Origin of the sequence: Variovorax sp. V118 (assembly GCF_041154445.1) — a bacterium.
In the GTDB taxonomy this organism is placed as follows: domain Bacteria; phylum Pseudomonadota; class Gammaproteobacteria; order Burkholderiales; family Burkholderiaceae_C; genus Variovorax; species Variovorax boronicumulans.
Genome location: NZ_AP028663.1, coordinates 5505953 through 5524446, shown reverse-complemented (window position 1 = coordinate 5524446; position 18494 = coordinate 5505953). Strand labels below are relative to the sequence as shown.

Here is an 18494-nt window from a genome sequence, read left to right as displayed (position 1 = left end):
ACGGGGAGGGGCGGCCACTACGGCCCGCGCACCGGGCCCCACCTAAGCTTCCTCTTTGCGGATTTGCCGGCTTGCGGCCCCGCTTCTCTCGGAGGGAAAAACATCATGGAAATCTCGGCACTGTTCGATTCGCTCATGGGCACCTGGGGCGACGACATCCTGATCTGGGCGGTGGCTGCCGTGACCGCCTGCATTGGCCTGATCGCCGTGGTGAACGTGCTCGACATCTTCATCGGCAGCGGCAACAGCAACGAGGCCGGCTGAGCCGACCCGCATCGATGCCCAGAACCCCGATGTCCCCCCAAAACAAGGCCGCCGCAGGCCGCCGCGCCAGCACCGCCAAGACCGGTGACGGCGCCAACGCCAAGCAGCTGCAGCTCGAAGGCTTCACCACCGAGCACCCCACGCACCTGACGACCAACCAGGGCCTGCAGGTTCCCGACAACCACAACTCGCTCAAGGCGGGCGTGCGCGGGCCGACGCTGCTCGAAGACTTCATCCTGCGCGAGAAGATCACGCACTTCGACCACGAGCGCATTCCCGAGCGCGCCGTGCATGCGCGCGGCTCGGCGGCGCACGGCTACTTCCAGGTCTACCAGTCGATGTCGCAGTACACCTGCGCCGACTTCCTGCAGGACCCGGACGCCAAGACGCCCGTGTTCGTGCGCTTTTCCACCGTGGCCGGCTCGCGCGGCTCGGCCGACACCGTGCGCGACGTGCGCGGCTTCGCCGTCAAGTTCTACACGCGCGAGGGCAACTACGACCTCGTGGGCAACAACATCCCCGTGTTCTTCATCCAGGACGCGATGAAGTTCCCCGACCTCATCCACGCCGTCAAGCCCGAGCCGCACCACGAGATGCCGCAGGCCGCGAGCGCGCACGACACCTTCTGGGACTTCGCCTCGCTCATGCCCGAGAGCACCCACATGCTGATGTGGGCCATGAGCGACCGCGCCATTCCGCGCAGCCTGCGCATGATGGAAGGCTTCGGCGTCCACACCTTCCGCTTCGTCAACGCGCGCGGCGAGAGCCACTTCGTGAAGTTCCACTGGAAGCCCAAGCTCGGCGTGCACGGCCTCGTGTGGGACGAGGCCCAGAAGATCGCCGGCAAGGACCCCGACTTTCACCGCCGCGACCTCTGGGAGGCCATCGAGCAGGGCCACTTCCCCGAGTGGGAGCTCGGCGTGCAGCTCATCGCGCCCGACAAGGCCGAATCGCTGGGCTTCGACCTGCTCGACCCGACCAAGCTGATCCCCGAAGAGATGGTGCCCGTGCAGCGCATCGGCAAGCTGGTGCTCAACCGCAACCCCGACAACTTCTTCGCCGAGACCGAGCAGGTGGCCTTCCACCCGGGCCACGTCGTGCCGGGCATCGACTTCAGCAACGACCCGCTGCTGCAGGGGCGCCTGTTCAGCTACACCGACACGCAGATTTCGCGCCTGGGCGGCGCCAACTTCCACGAGCTGCCGATCAACAAGGCCGTGTGCCCGTTCCACAACATGCAGCGCGACGGCATGCACCGCCAGACCATCGCGCGCGGCCAGGTCGCCTACGAGCCCAACACGCTGGGCAGCGGCACCGAGTTCCGCGTGGACGGCGGCAGCCACGGCTTCCAGTCGTTCCCCGAAGAGATCGAGTCGCCGAAGGTGCGGCGCCGCAGCCCGTCGTTCGACGACCACTTCACGCAGGCGCGCCTGTTCTTCAACAGCCAGAGCATGGCCGAGAAGGAGCACATCGTCGCGGCCTTCCGCTTCGAGCTGTCGAAGCTCGAAGTGCCCGCCATCCGCCAGCGCATGGTCGACAACCTCGCGCACGTGGACGAGAAACTCGCACGCCGCGTGGCCGAGCCGCTGGGCATCGGCGAGCCCGACGCGAAAGCGGCCGCAGGGTACTCGGGCTTTCGCGAACATCGCATCGAGTTGCCCATCGACGAATCGCCAGCGCTGCGCATGAGCGACGGCAGCGCCGACGGCGTGGTGCGCACGCGCAAGGTCGCGATCCTCGTGGCCGACGGCGTCGACTCGGCCTCGCTCAAGCCCATTCGCGACGCGCTCGAGCAGGTGGGCGTGCTGTGCAAGGTGGTGGGTCCGAAGCTCGGCACCGTGGCCAGCGCGTCGAAGCGCCAGATCGATGTCGACATGACCTTCACCAACACCGCCTCGGTGTTGTTCGACGCCGTGCTCGTGCCCGCCGGTGTCGAGGGCGCCGCCGCGCTCGCGGCGCAGGGCGATGCCGTGCACTTCGTGCTCGAGGCCTACAAGCACTGCAAGGCGATCTGCGCGGTGGGCGAGGGCGTGCAGCTGCTGGCCACGCTGGGCGTCACGCCCGAGGGTGAGGCGCCGGCCGGTGTGGTGGTGGCCGAGACGCCGGTCACGAACCTGGGCGACGCCACGGCGGCGACGCAGATCGCGCACGACTTCATTGCGGCGATTGCGAAGCACCGGCATTGGGACCGACTCAACATCGACAGCGTGCCCGCCTAGCGTGAACCGGCTCTACGCCATTTGCGCTAGACCGTATTGCGAATAGGCGAGGTGAACACCCGCTCCTAGACTTTCCCACGAGGCCTGAACGGCGCGCACTCCCGCGGCGTCGAGCGTTCGCGGCAGCGAGTGCATGGGTCGAGGGGGTTCAATGGCGTGGTTTTCGAGATGGGGATGTGCGCATCCGGCGCGTCGCCGTGCCGGTCTTGCCGGTGCGGTCGGCCTGGTGGGTGTGCTGCTTCTGGGCCCCGGCGGTCCTTCGGCGCTGGCACAACGTCCCGCGCCACCACCTGCAACTCCCGCCACTGTGGCGGGCGGCCCGAATGCCGAGGCCGCGGCCGACCGGATGGCGCAGGCGCGGCTGGCCGACACCGACACGCTGCTGGCCCTGACCAGCGAAGGCGCGGTGCTCTACGGGCAGGACGCGGTCAAGCTCTCGGGCTATCAATACTGCAGCCAGGCGGTCGCATTGGCCGAGGCGGGCGAGTTCCGCCAGAGCGTGCGCGCCGCAAGCAAGGCGCTGCACCTGGCCAATGCCACCAGCGACCCGAACCTGCGCGCTGTGGCCAACCGCGACCTGGCGATCGTCTACAGCTACTCGGGTCAGCTCGAGAAGGCCGAGGAGTTCGCGCGCGAAGCGCTGCGCCACACCGCGCGCGACCCCAAGCTGGTGGTCGGCCCGGTGCAGAAGGTGATCGGCGACGTGCGCACGCGGCGCGGCGATTTCGCCGGCGCGGTGCTCAGCTACGACGAGGCACTGGCCAACAGCTCGCCGCGTTACGCACCGTTGGTGCAGGCCTCGCTGGTCAACGCGCTCATCGAATCGGGTGACGCGGCACGCGCGCGCCAGGTGCTCGGCGACATGGCCGAGCCGCGCGAGGCGCCGCTGGCCGCGCAGCTCGAACGCACGCGCGCCCGCCTGCTGCTGGCCGAGAACAAGCCGGCCGAGGCACGCGACAAGTACCGCGCGCTCACCACGCGCCAGGTCGGCACCGACACCGCCTACTACCGGCTCTGGGCCTGGGACGGCGTGGCGCGCAGCGAACTCGCGCTGGGCCAGAAGCAGGCTGCGGCCGAGGCCGCGGGCCGCGCGCTGGCCGATGTCGACCAGGTGCGCGCGCGCTTTCGCAGCGAAGAAGTGAAGATGGGCCTGTTCTCCGACCTGCAGTCGGTGTTCGAACGTGGCGTGGCGGTGTACAGCGAAGCGGGCGATCCGCAACGCGCCTTCGAGGTCAGCGAGCACAGCCGCTCGCGCGCGCTGCTCGATGCGGTGCGCGGGCGCGCCAAGCTCAGCGAATCGTCGGCCGGCACGGTCGGCGTGGCCGCGCTGCAGCGCACGCTGGCGGCCGACGAGCGCGTGGTGCAGTACCACGCGCTGCCCGACCGCCTGATGGTCTGGGTCGTGGGGCCGGACAGCATTGTCGAAAAGCGCATCGCGGTGAAGCGCGAGGAGCTCACCGAACTGGTCGAGACCTTCCGCAATTCGATCGTGCGTGGCCGCCGCGCGGCCATCACCAACGCCGACAAGCTGGGCGCCGCGCTGCTCGGCCCGTTGGGCCTGGTGCCGGGCCAGCGCGTGGTGGTGGTGCCGCACGGGCCGCTGCACTACCTGCCGTTCCAGGCGCTGCGCCTGGACGGGCGCTACCTCATCGAGACGCACCCGGTGTCGGTGGCGCCGTCGATCAGCATCGCGGTGCAGCTGGCGCAGCGCACGCCGCGCGTGAACGCGTCGCTCACGGCCTTCGGCAATCCGCGCATCGAGGACAAGTACGACCTGCCCGGCGCCGAGACCGAGGTGAAGCAACTCGCGCAGCTCTTCCCGCGCAACACGGTGTACATGGGCGCGGCCGCCACCAAGACGCAGTTTCGCGACGTGGCCTCGCGCTCGCCGCTGATGCACGTGGCGGCGCACGCCGAGGCCGACGAGGTCGATCCGCTGTACTCGCGCATCCTGCTGGCCAACGAAGGCGGCAAGCAGAACTTTCTCGAGGCGCACGAGATCCTGGCGCTGCCGATGGACGGCACGGCGCTGGTCACGCTCTCGGCCTGCGAGTCGGGCCTGGGGCGCATCGCGCAGGGCGACGAGGTGCTGGGCTTCACGCGCTCGTTCCTCTCGGCCGGCAGCTCCAGCCTCATCGCCTCGCTGTGGCCGGTGTCGGACGACGCCACCGCCGTGCTCATGGGCACGCTGTATGGCGAGCTCGCCAAGGGCCGCGACATCCAAAAGGCCATGCAGGCCGGACAACTGGCCGTGCTGAAGGACCCCAAGATGTCCCACCCCTTCTTCTGGGCGCCGTTCAACCTGATCGGCAACTGGCGCCTCACGGTGGGGAGCTGACCATGTCTTCGCCACGCTCCCTCCTGCAAAGAAGCACTGCCATGGCCCCTGCGATCCGCCTTCGTCCACGGCCGACGCCGATCGCCATCGCGGCAACGGCGCTCGTCGGCGCCACGCTGTGGGTCGCCATGCCCCGCGCCCATGCGCAGGAAGCCACCACGTTGCTGCCCACCAAGGACCCGTGCGGCAGCTGCGACCGCCCCGTGGCGCAGGCCACCGGCGCCGTCGCGCCGCAAACCCTGCCCGCGCCGCCCCGGCCCGCGGCGGGTGCGGGCAGCTTCAAGCTCACCGACCTGCGCCTGAACGGCGTGAAGGCGCTGAGCAACGAAGAGCTGCAGACCATCACCGCGCCGTACATCGGCCGCGACGTCACGCTCGGCGACCTCGAAGGGCTCGCGCAGGCCATCACCACGCGCTACAAGGAGCGCGGCTACTTCCTCGCGCAGGCGGTGGTGCCGGTGCAGACCGTGCGTGACGGCATCGTCGAGATCAGCATCATCGAAGGCCGGCTCGGCAAGGTCGACGTGCTGGTCGCGCCCGAGGCGCCGATCAGCGAGGCGCGCGTGCGCGGCTTCCTGGCGGCGCTGCAGCCGGGCGAGGCGGTCAACGCGCCGGCCTACGAGCGCGCGATGCTGCTGCTGTCGGACCAACCGGGCCTCAAGGTGTCGTCCAGCCTGCAGGAAGGCGCGCAGGCCGGCACCACCGACCTGTCGGTGGAGGTCGAGGCCGGCGCGCGCTGGGCCTTCTCGGCCGAGGCCGACAACCACGGCACCAAGGAGGCGGGGCGCTACCGCGTGGGCGGCACGGCGCGCTGGCTCAGCCCCTTCGGCATCGGCGACAACCTCGATGCGCGCCTGCTGCTGTCCAACAGCAACGCGCTGCAGTACGGCCGCGTGGCCTACGAGGCGCCGCTGGGCACCAGCGGCCTGCGCGCGGGCATCGGCATCTCGCGCGTGAGCTACGACCTGGGCGGCAAGTTCGTCGACCTCGACGCGCGCGGCCGCGCCGACGTGCTCGACGTGTCGCTCAACTACCCGCTGATCCGCCAGCGCCAGCAGAACCTGTTCCTGCGCCTCACGGCCGACGTGAAGGACCTCACCGACGAGCTGCGCGGCGTCGACTTCACGGCCAAGAAGCGCGTGCAGGGCTTCGGCATCGGCTGGGCCTGGGAGCGGCGCGACGAGGTGCTGGGCGGCGGCTACTGGGCCAGCTCGGGCACGCTGTACCACGGCGACCTGTCGATCCGCGACGCGCAGAGCTTCCAGTCCGACCAGCAGTTCGGCGGACGCCACACCGAAGGCGGCTTCACCAAGCTGAGCTTCCAGGTGTCGCGGCTGCAGGCCATCGTGCCGCGCCATTCGCTGTACTTCTCGGTCGGCGGGCAGTGGGCCAGCAAGAACCTCGACGCCTCCGAAAAGCTCGCGCTCGGCGGCGCGCGCGCGGTGCGCGCCTACCCCTCGGGCGAACTGCTGGTGGACCAGGGCCTGATCGGCACCTTCGAATACCGCTGGGCCGCCACCGACGAGATCACGCCCTACCTGTTCTACGACGCGGCACGCGGAAAGATCGCGCGCCATCCCTCGCCCTTCGACGGCGAGAACTCCCACAGCCTGCGCGGCTACGGCATCGGCCTGAGCTGGTCGCGCCCGGGCAACTTCTCGATCAACGCCACGCTCGCCTGGCGCGCCGGCACACCGCCCGCGCAGACCGACGGCGGCGGGCGCAACCCGCGGCTGTACGTGCAGCTGCAGAAGGCGTTCTGACCATGAAGCCCCGTACCCCCTTCCAACCCCGGCATCCGCTGCGTCCGCTGCGTCCGCTGGCGCTTTCGATCGCCTGCATGGGCCTGGCCCCGGCGCTGGCGCAAACCATCCTGCCGAGCTTCGGTCTGAACGGCTACACCACGCAGGGCGGCGTGACCGTGGGCAGCACCACGTCGGCCTCCAGCGCGGGCGGACAGGCACTGGGCATCTCGCAGTCGTCGCTGCGCGCGATCATCAACTGGAACAGCTTCTCCATCGGTGCCAAGGACGCGGTCAACATCAGTCAGTCGATGGGCGCGTCCAGCATCCTGCTCAACCGCGTGACGGGCGGCGAGCTCTCGACCATCGCCGGCCAGCTCACGGCCAACGGGCGCGTGATCCTCATCAACCCGAGCGGCGTGGTGTTCAGCCAGGGCGCGACGGTCAACGTGGGCGGTCTCGTGGCCTCCACGCTGGCACTGAACACCACCGACAACGACTTCCTCACTGCTGCCAGCACCAAGCTCGATTTCCTGCGCGACGACGCCAACGCCAAGGTGGTGAGCAACGCCGGCGTGCTCACCGCCACCGGTGGCCCCGTGGTGCTGATGGGCGCTGAGGTGACCAACACCGGCAGCATCACCGCCAACCGCGGCACCGTCGCACTGGCCTCGGGCCGCAGGATCAGCTTCGACCTGGGCAACGACGGGCTCACCAACCTCGTGGTCGCAGCCGACGCCATGGCCACCAGCGCCAAGGTGGTCAACGCCGCAGGCGCCACCTTGCAGGCCGACGGCGGGCGAGTGATGCTCATCGGCAGTTCCACCACGGCGGGCGAGCTGGTGGTGAACCAGTCGGGCACGGTCCGCGCGCGCACGCTGGAGAACGTCAACGGCGAGATCGTGCTCGGTGCCGGCAGCAACAACCGCATCGAGATGAACGGCGGCACGCTCGACGCCACCGGCATGGGCGCGGGGCAGCACGGCGGCACCATCCGCATCGCGGCGGGGCAGGTGCGTATCGAAGGCACTGGCGGCGGCGACCAGCGCGCGGTGATCGACGCCAGCGGCCAGGCCGGCGGCGGCAGCGTGTCGGTGCACGGCTACGACGTGGCGCTGTCGTCCACCTCGGTGCTGCGCGCCGACGCCACCACGGGCGGCGCGGGCGGCACGATCACGACGGCCAGTGCCCAGGGCCAGGCCCTGGTGGGCGAGGCCGACCCGGCACCCGAGCGCGAGTCGCGGCTGCAGGCCTACGGCGAGATGACCGCGCGCGGCGCGGGCGACGGCAAGGGCGGTGCGATCTCGAACGAGGCCGATGCGGTGCGCGTGCAGGCCGTGCGTGTGGACGCAGGCGGTGGCGCGCAGGGCGGCACCAACGGCAGCTGGACGGTGAACGCGAAGCAGTCGGACCTGGGCATCGTCGAGGCCGGCAACGTGCCGGCCTACGACGGCGCGCTGCCGGCTTTCACCGGCGGTTCCGTGAGCGCCGGCAGTGTCGGCGACACGCTGGGCCGCGGCACCGATGTGACGCTGGCGAGCGGGCGCACCGGCCTCGGCGCGGGCGTGACCTTTGCGCCCGGTGTGCAGGTCGTCAAGAGCGAGGGCGGCACGGCGCGGCTGCGCGTCGATTCGGCCGGCAGCATCGTGATGAACGAGGGCTCGGCCATCACATCGCAGCAAGGCGCGCTGCACGTCGACTTCAACGCCGACGCGACCGGCCGCGTCGCCACCAACGCGAAGAACATCAACAACAGCAGCGGCAACCCTTCTGCGGAGACCGACTATGCCGGCGCCATCGTGCTGACCGGCGCGACCATCGCGGCCAACGGCGGCGACGTGCGCTTCTTCGGCCAGGGCGACGCGCAGAACGGCCGCGCCATCGGCGGCATCGTCCCGCTCGGCGGCGACACCGGCGACTTCGTGTGGCGCGATGGCGTGACGCTCGCCGGCAGCCAGGTCACGACCGGCGGGGACGGCCGCGTGACGATGCGCGGCCAGGGCCGCACCTGGATCGACGACCAGAACAACAGCGACTTCATCTTCCGCGGCAGCAACGGCGTGTCGATCACGGGCGGCACGGTCGAAGCGGGTGCGGGCGGCCTGCAGCTCGACGGCCTCGCGGGCTACGGGCGCAGCGGCGTCGCCATCAGCAGCGGCGCGGTGCTGAAGTCGGTGGGCGATATCGGCATCAAGGGCCAGGGCCCGACCTGGACCTCCAACATCGGCGGCGCCGCGGTGGGCGCCAGCACGGCGGTCGTCATCGACGACGCCACCGTCGCCGGCGAGCGCGACGTGCGCATCGAAGGCCAGGGCGCCAACCTCGACGGCCTGCGCACCGACACGGGCTTCGCGGCGGGGAACATGTCGGCCGGCGGCGGCAACGGCGTGGCCATCCGCGGCGAGGTCTCGGCCGGCGCGGGCCGGCGCATCGACGTCATCGGCCACGCGGGCAGCGAAGGCTTCAGCGCCACGCTCGGCAGCCCCGACATCATCATCACGCCGTCCACCACGCCCACCTACGGCGTGGCCGTCACGGCCGACGCCGACCATCCGACGGCGCTGCGCACCAGCGGCGGCACCATCGCCATCGACGCCCAGGGCACCGACATCTCGATGCGCATGGCCACCTTCATCTCCGGGGTGGGCACCAGCGTCGGCACGCTGGCCTCGGTGGCCAGCGACAGCGGCAAGGGCGGCAGCATCTCGGTGCAAGGGCGCAACGTGCTGATCGACGGCGCCACGAACTCCGACGGCTCGCCCGCGGTGGCGCGCCTGGACGCCAGCGGCGCGACCGGCGGCGGCAGCATCGACATCGCGGCCACCAACGCCATCGCCGTCGGCGGTAACACGCGCCTGGAAGCCAACGCGGGCACGGGCGCGGGCAACGGCGGCAGCATCAAGGTGGTGGCGACCGAGTCGCTGCGCGCGCACGGCCAGCTCTCGGCGCGCGGCGGCGCGGCCGGCGGCGACGGCGGGCGCATCGAGACCTCGGCCGGGCGCTTCGACCTGCGCGGCGCGCGCGTCGACGCGTCGGCACCGGTGGGCGCGGCGGGGCAGTGGTTCATCGACCCCTTCGACCTCACCATCGCCCACGGCACGGCCGCGGGCACGCTGCCGACCAACCCCTACGACGCGGTTGCCAACTCGACCATCCAGGACGGCGACATCAACACCGCGCTCAACGGCGGCACCAGCGTGAAGATCACGACGGGCACCGGCACGGGCGGTGGCGGCGTCATCACGCTCGATGCCGACGTCGACATCAACTACACCGGCTCCAAGGGCCCGCTCACGCTGCAGCTGGACGCCGCCAGCGGCATCCAGACGCGCACGCCGGGCACCACCATCCGCGCGACCGGCGGCGACGACCTGAACGTGGTGATGAACGCGGGCGTCAACCCCGACGGCACGCCCTCGGGCAACAGCGGCTTCATCGACTTCGGGGGCAACATCCTCACGCAGGGCGGCAGCGTGACGATGAACGCGGTGGGCACGGGCACGCCCGGCAGCGGCTTCATCCGCCTGAACGGCGGGCAGGTCATCACCGACGGCGGCAACGTGTCGCTGCTCAGCGGCCAGCCCGGTGCGCCCACCGGCACCGTGATCCTCACGCAGGACGTGCAGGTCGACACGCGCGTCGGCCAGAGCAACGCGGGCGCGGGCGGCAACGTGCGCATCGAAGGCGGCGACGTGCTGCTGCAGGGCGCGCGCATCGCCAGCGCCACCGGCAACGTGGACATCCGCGGCACCTCGACCACCTGGGACAGCGGCGTGGTCATCACCAGCGGCCAGATCGGGCCGAGCACCATCAGCACCACCAGCGGCAACGTCACGGTGCAGGGCGTGGCGCGGCGCCAGGCCTCGTCGACCTTCGCGGCGGCGCACGGCGTGCTGATCAACGGCGGCAGTTCCATCACCACCGGCAGCGGCAACATTGCGGTGCGCGGCTACAACTTCAACAACGACCCGTCGGCGCCGGGCGCCACGGAAGACAGCGGCGTGCGGCTGGAGAACGGCGCGCAGCTCGTCACCACGGGCGGCGGCAACATCGAGGTCACGGGCCGTTCGCAGAACGGCGGGCGCGGCGTCGTGCTGCAGGCCGGCGGTGCGCCGACCGCGCCGGGCGCGCTGCCCGGCATCCGCAGCAGCGGCAACGTGCTGCTGCGTGCCAGCAACGACGGCAGCGGCGATTCGATCGTGATCGAGGCGCCGGTGGTCGCGGCCGGCACCATCGACCTGCGCCCGGGCGGGGTCGATGTCAACATGGTCGCGTCGGACGACACGGCCACGCCCATCGTGCTGGGCGGCCCGACGGTCAACGGCTTCTCGGTGTCGGGCGCGGAGTTCGCGCAGCTGTCGGCGCCGACCATCGTCGCGGGAAGCACCACGCACGCGGGCGCCATCACGGTGGCGGGCGCGCTCACGACCTCGGGCGCGCTCACCCTGCAGAACGAAGGCGGTGGCGGCGGCATCGCGCTCAACGCGCCGGTCTCGGCCGCGACGCTGGGGCTGCTGTCGGGCGGCAACGTGAGCCAGTCGGGCGCGGGCACGATCACGGCGGGCACGCTGCTCGCACGCTCGCGCAACGGCAGCGTCGATCTGCGCAATCCGGGCAACGACGTGGCCACGGTCGGCGGCGGCGCGGCCGGCGGCTTTGCTTACGTGGACGCGAACGCGGTCACCATCGGGCCGGTGTCGGTCACGGGCTTCGACGCGGCGGGCAACCTGCCGCAGGTCACGTCGGCCGACTCGATGGCCGCCAACACCGTGTTCGTGCGCACGCTGAGCGGCGACCTCACGCTGGGCGCGCCGGTCAGCAGCAGCAGCGGCACCGACCTCGTGGCGGCGGCGCGCTTCCAGAACCCGGGCGGCCACGGCATCTCGGGCGCGCTGTGGCGCGTGTGGGCCGACACCTGGGTCGGCGAAACGCGCGGCGGCCTGGCCGGCTCGGGCCCGTTGCCGAACTTCTATCACTGCGCCTACCTGGGCCTGTGCATCGTGACCGTGACGCCGGGCGACAACCACTTCATCTACGCGCAGCAGCCGACCGCGACCATCGTGATCGCCGACGCGTCGCGCACCGTGGGCGCGCCCAACCCGTTCTTCATCTACAGCCTCACCGGCCTGATCCTGGGCGACACCGGCGCGGGCTTCAGCGGCTCGATGTTCTCGCCGGCGCTGCCGGGCAGCCCGCCGGGCCTGTACCCGATCAATGGCAGCTTCACCTCGGCCGAGGGCTACGCGGTGCGCGTGGTGCCGGGCCAGCTGCGCGTGAGCGGCCTGCCGTTGCTGCCTTCGGTGGACGTAGTGCGCGAGCCGCTGACCTCGTACCTGTACGACCGGAACATCGGCCAGGCGCCGATCTGCCTGGCCACCGGGCCGCTGGACGGCGACCGCGCGCAGCAGGGCGCCGACGTGCTGGCACGCGAATGGTCGCGCGTGCGCTCGCGGCCCAACCTGCTGAGCTGCGTGAACACCGAGCGGCGCAACGGCTGTTCGGACTTTTGAGAAGGACGTGTCAGCGCGGCGTGGGATCGCGGGCCGTGAGCACGAAGAGCTGCGCCATCAGGTCCGCGAGCAGCCGCAGCTGCGGGTCGTCGGTGAGCGGCGCGTGACGCCACGGCGCGACATGGGCCTCGAGGCCGTCGAGCGGGCCGGCGAAGAACAGGCGCCGCAACGCACCGCCGAGCACGTCGTGCGCGGCCGATTCCGCGGGGCTGCCGAGGGTGCTGTCGGCATGGCTGCCGGATGCGGGCGTGGCGAGGAAGGGCGAGAGCACCACGCCTTGCAGGCGGCCGTCGCGCAGGAAGCTGCCCAGCGTCAGGTCGTAGGGTTGCGATGGTCCGTGCGCGAGCGCTTCCTGCAGCAGCGCGGGCAGCACGCGCAGGCCCTTCGGCGTGACGAGGTAGGCGACCGCGCCCCAGTTGTAGAGCGTGCGTGCGTCGAGAAAGTCGATGCCCGTCAGCGCATGGCGCGGCGCGCCACTGCCTTGCGGCGGCAGGCGCCGTTGCAGGCTGTGCCAGAGCGCGAGCAGGTGCTGCGTCGAAGTCACGGGCTGGCATTCGAGGAACGCGATGTCGCAGCCCTCGGCTTCGAGCTGCGCGAGCGCGCCGCTGTGCAGCACGGCCGGCAGGGCCTCGCTGAGTTGCGCGTCGTCTTCGAGCACCAGCAGCGCTTCGCCGGGGTTAGCGCGGGCAATGGCTTCGGTGTGCGAGAGAAAGCAGGCGCGCTCGCCGGGCGTGATCGGTGCGCTGCCGGGCGCGAGTGCCTGCGCATCGATGGCGGCCAGGCGGTGCACCTGCGTCAGCCCGAGCCGCTGCAGCTGCGCGTCCATCGCGGCGCGACGCTCGGTGCTTCGCTCGAGGTTGATGTAGCAGCCTTGCATGGGCATCTCCGGTGCGTCATCGCTGAAGGAGCGATGCAGTGAACATCATGACGGCGGAAGGTCGAGAGGCTGGCATGGGCCGTCCGTGGCTCAGCGTCGTGCTGCCTTTCTACCGCAAGCTTGCCGAGTTCGAACGCGTGCTGCCGATGAATGCGGGGTATTGGGCGCGGTCCGGCATCGAGGTGGTGATCGCGCTCGACGAGCCCGGCGAGGAAGCCGGCGTGCTGGCGCTGGTCGAACGCTTTCCGCAGATCCGCTGGAAGGTGCTCGTCAACGACGTCGCACATGCATGGCGCCCGCCCTGCAAGGCCATCAACGCCGGCGTGCGCGGCAGCGCGGGGCGCTTCGTGCTGGTCCATTCACCCGAGTCCGCCTACGTGGGCGATGCGCCGGCCCTGTTGCTGCACGCCGCGATGGGGCACGCGCGCGGCGTGGCGGTCGGCCGCGTCGGCTTCGCGCGCTTCGACGAACTCACGGACACGCTCGACGCCGCCTTCGCACGCCAGGTGCCGCCCGAGCTGCTGCTGCAGACCTTCTACGGCTCGCTGTGCTGCGCGCGCGAGGCCTTCGATGCGGTGCACGGCTACGACGAATCGTTCGAAGAGTGGGGCGGCGACGACGACAACCTGCGCGTGCGCCTGGAGATGGCGGGCTGGCAGCTGCTGGCCTGCCCGGACGCGCACCTGCTGCACCTGTCGGACGAGACGCGCACGGGCGGCGAACAGTTCGACCGCGACGTCGACTGGATCAAGTGCACGCCGCACGAGGCGCGTGCAGGCGATGCCGGATGGGGCCGCGATTTCGACCGCATCGCACGCGACGACAGCGCCCGCGCATGGCCCGCTGAAGCGCCGGCCTGGCTGGCCACCGCACCGGTGGTGCCGATGGGCTCGCGCCGCCAGTGCGAGGTCTGCGCGCGCCTGCTGCACCACGAGCCCAGCGCCTTTCATTGCCCGCGGTGCACGCCCCCGCCGATCGCGCCGCGTCTCACATCGCGGCTGCGCATCGTCTGCGTGCTGCAAGTTCGCAACGAGGCGCGCTGTCTGCCGGGCTGCCTCGACCACCTGCGCGGCCACGTGGACGGCATCGTCGCACTCGACGACGGCTCGATCGACGGCACCGCCGAGATCCTGCGGCGCGAACCGATGCTGCTGGAACTGCTGTCGAACCCGCCGTGCGATGACGGCGCGCATGTGTGGTGCGAGAACGAGAACAAGCGCCGCCTGCTCGAGGCCGCGCGCCGCCACGGCGCGGGCTGGGTGCTGGTGTGCGATGCCGACGAGCGCTACGAAGCGCTGTTCCTGCGCCATCTGCAGGCCACCGTCGATTCGCTGCCCGACCACCAGCTCGCGAGCCTGTCGCTCGTGTCCTGCGAGCTTTGGAATTCGCCCGATGCCTGGCGCAGCGACGGCCCGTGGGGCCGCAAGTCGCGCGCGCGGCTGTTCCGGTTGCCGCAGCAGATCTCGTTCGAATCGAGTTCGGAACTGCACGGCCCCTGGCTGCCCGACGACGCGCAGCGCCACGGCCTGATGTTCTACAGCCGCTACCGGCTCTACCACCTGAAGAGCATCCGTCACGCCGACCGCGTGGCGCGGCGCGACCTGTACACGCGGCTCGATCCGGCGCGGCAGTTCCAGGCCATCGGCTACGACTACCTCGCGGAGGAAGGGCCGGGGCTGCAGTTGATGCGCATCGAGCCCGACCGCGACTACGACCGCCGCACCTTGCCGTTCGACCTGCAAGCGGCTCAGTCGCCCAACCCCAGCGTCCTCGCGAAGTCGCCGCGGTAGGTGCGCAGGCCCTGGTGCGACAGCCGCGAGCGCGTGTCGACATGCACGCGCCCGCCGATCGATTGCCAGCGCCGGCAGAAGCCGTAGTCCTCGCTGAGGTAGCGCCCGTTGCCCGGTTCGGCGAACACGTCGAAGAAGCGGTAGTGCGGCCGCGCCGCGGCGACCGGATCGTCCATGCGGTCGGGCGTGTAGCGCAGCTCGGGCAGCGCCTGCGCCATCTGCTCGAGCACGTGGCGCGCGATCAGCATGAAGCCGGTGGGCGCGTCCAGCACTTCGAGAAAACCATCGGCATCCACGCGCGCGCGCGCGTCGTTCACGTTGACCGGGAACGCCGCATGCAGGGCCTCGAAGTCGGCGCGCGTGGTGCCGGCCGGCAGCGGCGCGCGCAGGCCACCTTCGGGCCAGCCGTCGCTCTTGTGTGGGTACACGCCGGCCACCACGTCGCGCCCCGCGCCCAGCAGCCGCAGCGCGGCCTCGGGCTCGAAGCCGATGTCGGCGTCGATCCAGAACAGGTGCGTCCAGCGCGTGTCGGCCAGGAACTCGGCGGCCAGCCGGTTGCGCGCGCGCGTGACGAGGCTGTCGCCGTCGAGAAAGCGCGTCTGCATCGCGAAGCCGTGGGTCCACGCGAGGTTCACCAGGCCGAGCAGGCTGCGCGCGCACTCGGTGCCGACCGCGCCTCCGTGGCAGGGCGTGGCGACGAAGGGGCGGACGTCTTTCAGGTCGATGGCGGTGGGCATGCGGGGTCAGGCGCCGGGCGCGTGGCGCCGCGTGGTGAGCAGTGCGCGCAGCTTGGCCGGCGCCACCGGTTTGGTCAACAGCGTCACGCCACCGTGGCGCAGCCGCTGCAGCACCTCGGGCCCGGTGGCGCCCGACACCAGCACGGCGAGCGCGCCGGGCTGCAGGCGGCGCGCGGCATCGATCACTTCCACGCCGTCGGCGTCGCCGGCCAGTTGCAGGTCGCACAGCACGGCGTCGTAGACGATGTCGCCGGTGCCCAGCCGCGCCAGCGCCTCGGCGCCGGTGGTGACGCATTCGACCTCGCAGCCCCACTGCGTGAGCAGCGCGTGCGTGCCGTCGAGGATGGCGGGGTCGTCGTCCACCACGAGGCAGCGCAGGCCGGCCAGCGGCGCGGGTGCGACCGGGGCGGGCTCGGGCGGCGCGACGTCGGCCTTGCGCGCGGGCGGCAGCGTGAAGGCGAAGGTGCTGCCGGCCTGCAGCGCCGAGCGCACGGTGATGCGGGTGCCCAGCAAAGTGGCGATGCGCGCGCAGATCGCCAGTCCCAGGCCGAAGCCGCGGCGCCGGTCGCGCTCGGTGTTGGCCACCTGGTAGAACTCTTCGAAGATGCGGCCCTGGTGGATGGGCGCGATGCCTACGCCGTTGTCGCGCACCTCGATGCGCACGCCGGCCCGGCTGCGCCGCGCGGCCACCAGCACGGTGCCGCCCTCGGGCGCGTGGCGCAGCGCGTTGGCCACCAGGTTGCCGACGATGCGCTGCACCATCGCCGCGTCGCTGCGCACGGCCAGGCCGCGGTCGCGCCAGTGCAGCCGCACCTGCGCCGCGCTGGCGGCGGGCGCGTGCTGCGCGTCGAGCTGGTCGAACAGCGCGGCCAGCGAGACACGCGTGATGGCGGGCGTGAGCACCTGCGCATCGAGGCGCGAAATTTCGAGCAGGTCGTCGAGCAGCACGCCCATGAAGCCGGTGCTCTCCTGCAGCCGCAGCACGGCGGGGCGCTGCGCCTCGGTGGCGCTGGGCAGCAGGCCGTCGATGAACAGGCCCATCGCATGCAGCGGCTGGCGCAGGTCGTGGCTCGCGGCCGCCAGGAAGCGCGCGCGCGACAGCGCGGCCTGCTCGGCCTCGGCCATGCGCTGCAGCGCGACGGCGGTGGCCTCGCGCACGCGCTCCTCGCTCACCTGGCGGTTGTATTGCAGGCGCTCGGCGAGGCGGTCGATGTCGTGCGCGAGCACGGCCAGCTCGTGCGTGCCGCGCGTGCCGCCTTCGACCACGTCGCAGCGCACCTCGAAGTGGCCGGCCTCCAGCGCGGCCACCGTGCGTGACACGCGCCGCAACGGCCGCGCCACCGTGCGCGCCATGTGACGCACCGAGGCCCACGCCGCCAGCAGCGCGACCAGCGCGATGCCGATGCCGGCGATGAGCGAGCGGCTGCGCTCGTGCGTGTAGGCGGTGGTGTCGCGGAAGGTCTGCACCAGCCCGATGGGCGTGTCGCCCGCCGCGGTGGAGCCAGCCGGCGCGAAGGCGCTGGCGCGCGAGGCCTCGCGCAAGGTGACCGGCGCGCTGAACATGCGCAGCTGCGCGAGCGATTCGTTCTTCGGCCCGGCCGTGACGTACACGCCGGCGCTGTTGCTGATCTCCACCCGCGTCACCTGACCGCCGCGCAACGCCGCCGAGGCCACGTTCTGCAGCGCCGGCAGGTCGCCCGCGTACAGGCTCAGGTCGGACATCGCCGCCACCTGCTTGGCGACCGCCTGGCCTTCGGCGTCGAAGGCGGCTTCGAGCGTCTGCAGCCGGTTGTGCGTGAACCAGCCGGTGAGCGCCAGCGCCACCGCCGCGCAGGGCACGACGCCCAGGCGGAACAGGTCGCGCTGCAGGTTGCCGCGCACGACGAGCGACGCGGCGGCCGGCGGGGGAGGGGGCGATGGCGATTCGGTCGCCGTGGCCGCTCCCGCCGCCGTCGGGCGGGACAGCGGGCCTGGGGGGATCGGCGTGGTGCTCATCGCGGGGCTGCGAGTCGTTCGGTGAGCTCCCGTTCCTCCGGCGGACGCAGGCCGAGCCCGCGTGCCACGGTCGCGTTGATCCGCACGGTGGCCGGCGTGGCCGCCTCCACCAGCGGGCTGTTGCCGGTGCTGCCTGCGCTGGCCACCTTCTGTCCAAGCTGGCGCGCCTGTTGCGCGAGCTGGCCGGGCGTGGAGACCGCCGCCGCCAGGCCGCCCGAGCGCACCAGGCCCTCGCTGGCACCGAACACCGGCAGGCCCGCGCCGGCACCGGCATGCAGCACCGAGAGCGTGGCGGCCTGGCTGTCGCCGATGAGGTCGGGCAGCACCATGAGGGCGTCGCTGCGCGGCACCAGGGCGCGCAGCGCGGCAGCGAGCGAGCGCGCGTCGGGCGCGATCTCGACCTGCAGGTCCCAGGCCGGGTTGGCGTTCTGCGCGGCGCGCTGCAGTTCGCGCACCAGTGGCTCGGATTCGGGCGTGGCGATGACGCCCAGGCGGCGCTTCTGCGGCAGCACGGCGTTCACCAGCGCGAGCTGGTCGGCCATCGCCGGGTCGCGCAGCAGCACGCCCACGCGCCGGTCGCCGCGACGCAAGGCGGCGGGGCTGGCGGCCTTGAGGGTCTCGTAGTCGAGGCGGCTCAGCATGGCCAGCACCAGCGGCTCCGCGCCGGGGCGTTCGAGGGCGGCGCGCGCGGCGGCGGTGCCCACCGCCACGGTGAGGCCCGCGTCGCTCGCGGTGCGCAGGCTGCGCGTGCGCACGCCGGTGTTGGCGGCGGGCTCGGTGTCGGCGCTGGCCGGCTCCGCGGCCGGGGCGCCCGGTCCGATGCGCACGAGTTCGAACTTGCCGGAGGCCGACTGGCCGGTGCGCAATTGCTGCACGAACTCGGCCGACGCGGCCTGGTCGTCGCCGACGAGCACCGTCAGCGTGGCCGCCGATGCCACGCGCGGCGCGGCGGCCAGGCACAGCACGAGGCCGAAGGCCAGCAGCGCGTGGACAGCACGGTGCACTCTTCCGAAGAAAAGCGG

General features: G+C 71.8%; 10 protein-coding genes. 6 read left to right on the top strand and 4 right to left on the bottom strand.

Annotation, left to right across the window (positions count from 1 at the left end; genetic code table 11):
* The first annotated feature begins 105 nt into the window (after positions 1 to 105).
* The 5 genes from ACAM52_RS25615 (at position 106) to ACAM52_RS25595 (ending at position 12073) form a co-directional block, all read left to right on the top strand.
* Complete coding sequence (locus ACAM52_RS25615) at positions 106 to 264, top strand: hypothetical protein (protein ID WP_167394958.1); 159 nt, start codon at positions 106 to 108, stop codon at positions 262 to 264.
* A 29-nt stretch (positions 265 to 293) separates the two neighbouring features.
* Positions 294 to 2483: a catalase gene (locus tag ACAM52_RS25610; RefSeq protein WP_369644921.1), complete on the top strand. Its 2190-nt coding sequence runs from the start codon at positions 294 to 296 to the stop codon at positions 2481 to 2483.
* 226 nt (positions 2484 to 2709) lie between these two features.
* Positions 2710 to 4821 (top strand): CHAT domain-containing protein, encoded by a 2112-nt coding sequence (locus ACAM52_RS25605; protein ID WP_369644920.1) that lies wholly within the window; start codon positions 2710 to 2712, stop codon positions 4819 to 4821.
* Positions 4822 to 4862: 41 nt separating this feature from the next.
* Positions 4863 to 6584: a ShlB/FhaC/HecB family hemolysin secretion/activation protein gene (locus tag ACAM52_RS25600; RefSeq protein WP_369644919.1), complete on the top strand. Its 1722-nt coding sequence runs from the start codon at positions 4863 to 4865 to the stop codon at positions 6582 to 6584.
* 2 nt (positions 6585 to 6586) lie between these two features.
* Entirely contained in the window at positions 6587 to 12073 is a 5487-nt protein-coding gene (locus ACAM52_RS25595; RefSeq protein ID WP_369644918.1) for a filamentous hemagglutinin N-terminal domain-containing protein, read from the top strand.
* A gap of 10 nt (positions 12074 to 12083) precedes the next feature.
* Here the strand turns inward: ACAM52_RS25595 and ACAM52_RS25590 are convergent, their stop codons facing one another.
* The gene (locus tag ACAM52_RS25590; RefSeq protein WP_369644917.1) at positions 12084 to 12950 is read right to left on the bottom strand and encodes a glycosyltransferase family 25 protein; all 867 of its coding nucleotides are present in this window, start codon (positions 12948 to 12950) and stop codon (positions 12084 to 12086) included.
* 47 nt (positions 12951 to 12997) lie between these two features.
* On the opposite strand from ACAM52_RS25590, the gene ACAM52_RS25585 reads away from it, so the two are divergent.
* Positions 12998 to 14740 carry a glycosyltransferase family 2 protein gene (locus ACAM52_RS25585; protein WP_369647779.1) on the top strand — a complete coding sequence of 581 codons (1743 nt, stop codon included), beginning with the start codon at positions 12998 to 13000 and terminating at the stop codon, positions 14738 to 14740.
* On the opposite strand, the gene ACAM52_RS25580 is transcribed toward ACAM52_RS25585, so the two are convergent.
* Genes ACAM52_RS25580 through ACAM52_RS25570 form a run of 3 tightly spaced genes read right to left on the bottom strand, consistent with a single transcriptional unit; the run spans position 14698 to position 18476 of the window.
* The gene (locus ACAM52_RS25580) at positions 14698 to 15477 is read right to left on the bottom strand and encodes a hypothetical protein (protein ID WP_369644916.1); all 780 of its coding nucleotides are present in this window, start codon (positions 15475 to 15477) and stop codon (positions 14698 to 14700) included. The two genes, ACAM52_RS25585 and ACAM52_RS25580, sit on opposite strands and share 43 nt — an antisense overlap.
* A 6-nt stretch (positions 15478 to 15483) precedes the next feature.
* Entirely contained in the window at positions 15484 to 17472 is a 1989-nt protein-coding gene (locus ACAM52_RS25575; RefSeq protein ID WP_369644915.1) for an ATP-binding protein, read from the bottom strand.
* Positions 17469 to 18476, bottom strand: a complete 1008-nt coding sequence (locus tag ACAM52_RS25570; RefSeq protein ID WP_369644914.1) for an ABC transporter substrate binding protein — start codon at positions 18474 to 18476, stop codon at positions 17469 to 17471. The genes ACAM52_RS25575 and ACAM52_RS25570 overlap by 4 nt, the downstream gene beginning before the upstream one ends.
* Positions 18477 to 18494: the final 18 nt, after the last annotated feature.

Excerpts from the sequence above, each read along its gene's own strand:
- ACAM52_RS25580 (WP_369644916.1), bottom strand. The coding sequence starts at position 15,477 with ATGCCCACCGCCATCGACCTGAAAGACGTCCGCCCCTTCGTCGCCACG.
- ACAM52_RS25595 (WP_369644918.1), top strand. The coding sequence starts at position 6,587 with ATGAAGCCCCGTACCCCCTTCCAACCCCGGCATCCGCTGCGTCCGCTG.
- ACAM52_RS25600 (WP_369644919.1), top strand. The coding sequence starts at position 4,863 with ATGGCCCCTGCGATCCGCCTTCGTCCACGGCCGACGCCGATCGCCATC.
- ACAM52_RS25575 (WP_369644915.1), bottom strand. The coding sequence starts at position 17,472 with ATGAGCACCACGCCGATCCCCCCAGGCCCGCTGTCCCGCCCGACGGCG.
- ACAM52_RS25590 (WP_369644917.1), bottom strand. The coding sequence starts at position 12,950 with ATGCAAGGCTGCTACATCAACCTCGAGCGAAGCACCGAGCGTCGCGCC.
- ACAM52_RS25610 (WP_369644921.1), top strand. The coding sequence starts at position 294 with ATGTCCCCCCAAAACAAGGCCGCCGCAGGCCGCCGCGCCAGCACCGCC.
- ACAM52_RS25585 (WP_369647779.1), top strand. The coding sequence starts at position 12,998 with ATGACGGCGGAAGGTCGAGAGGCTGGCATGGGCCGTCCGTGGCTCAGC.
- ACAM52_RS25615 (WP_167394958.1), top strand. The coding sequence starts at position 106 with ATGGAAATCTCGGCACTGTTCGATTCGCTCATGGGCACCTGGGGCGAC.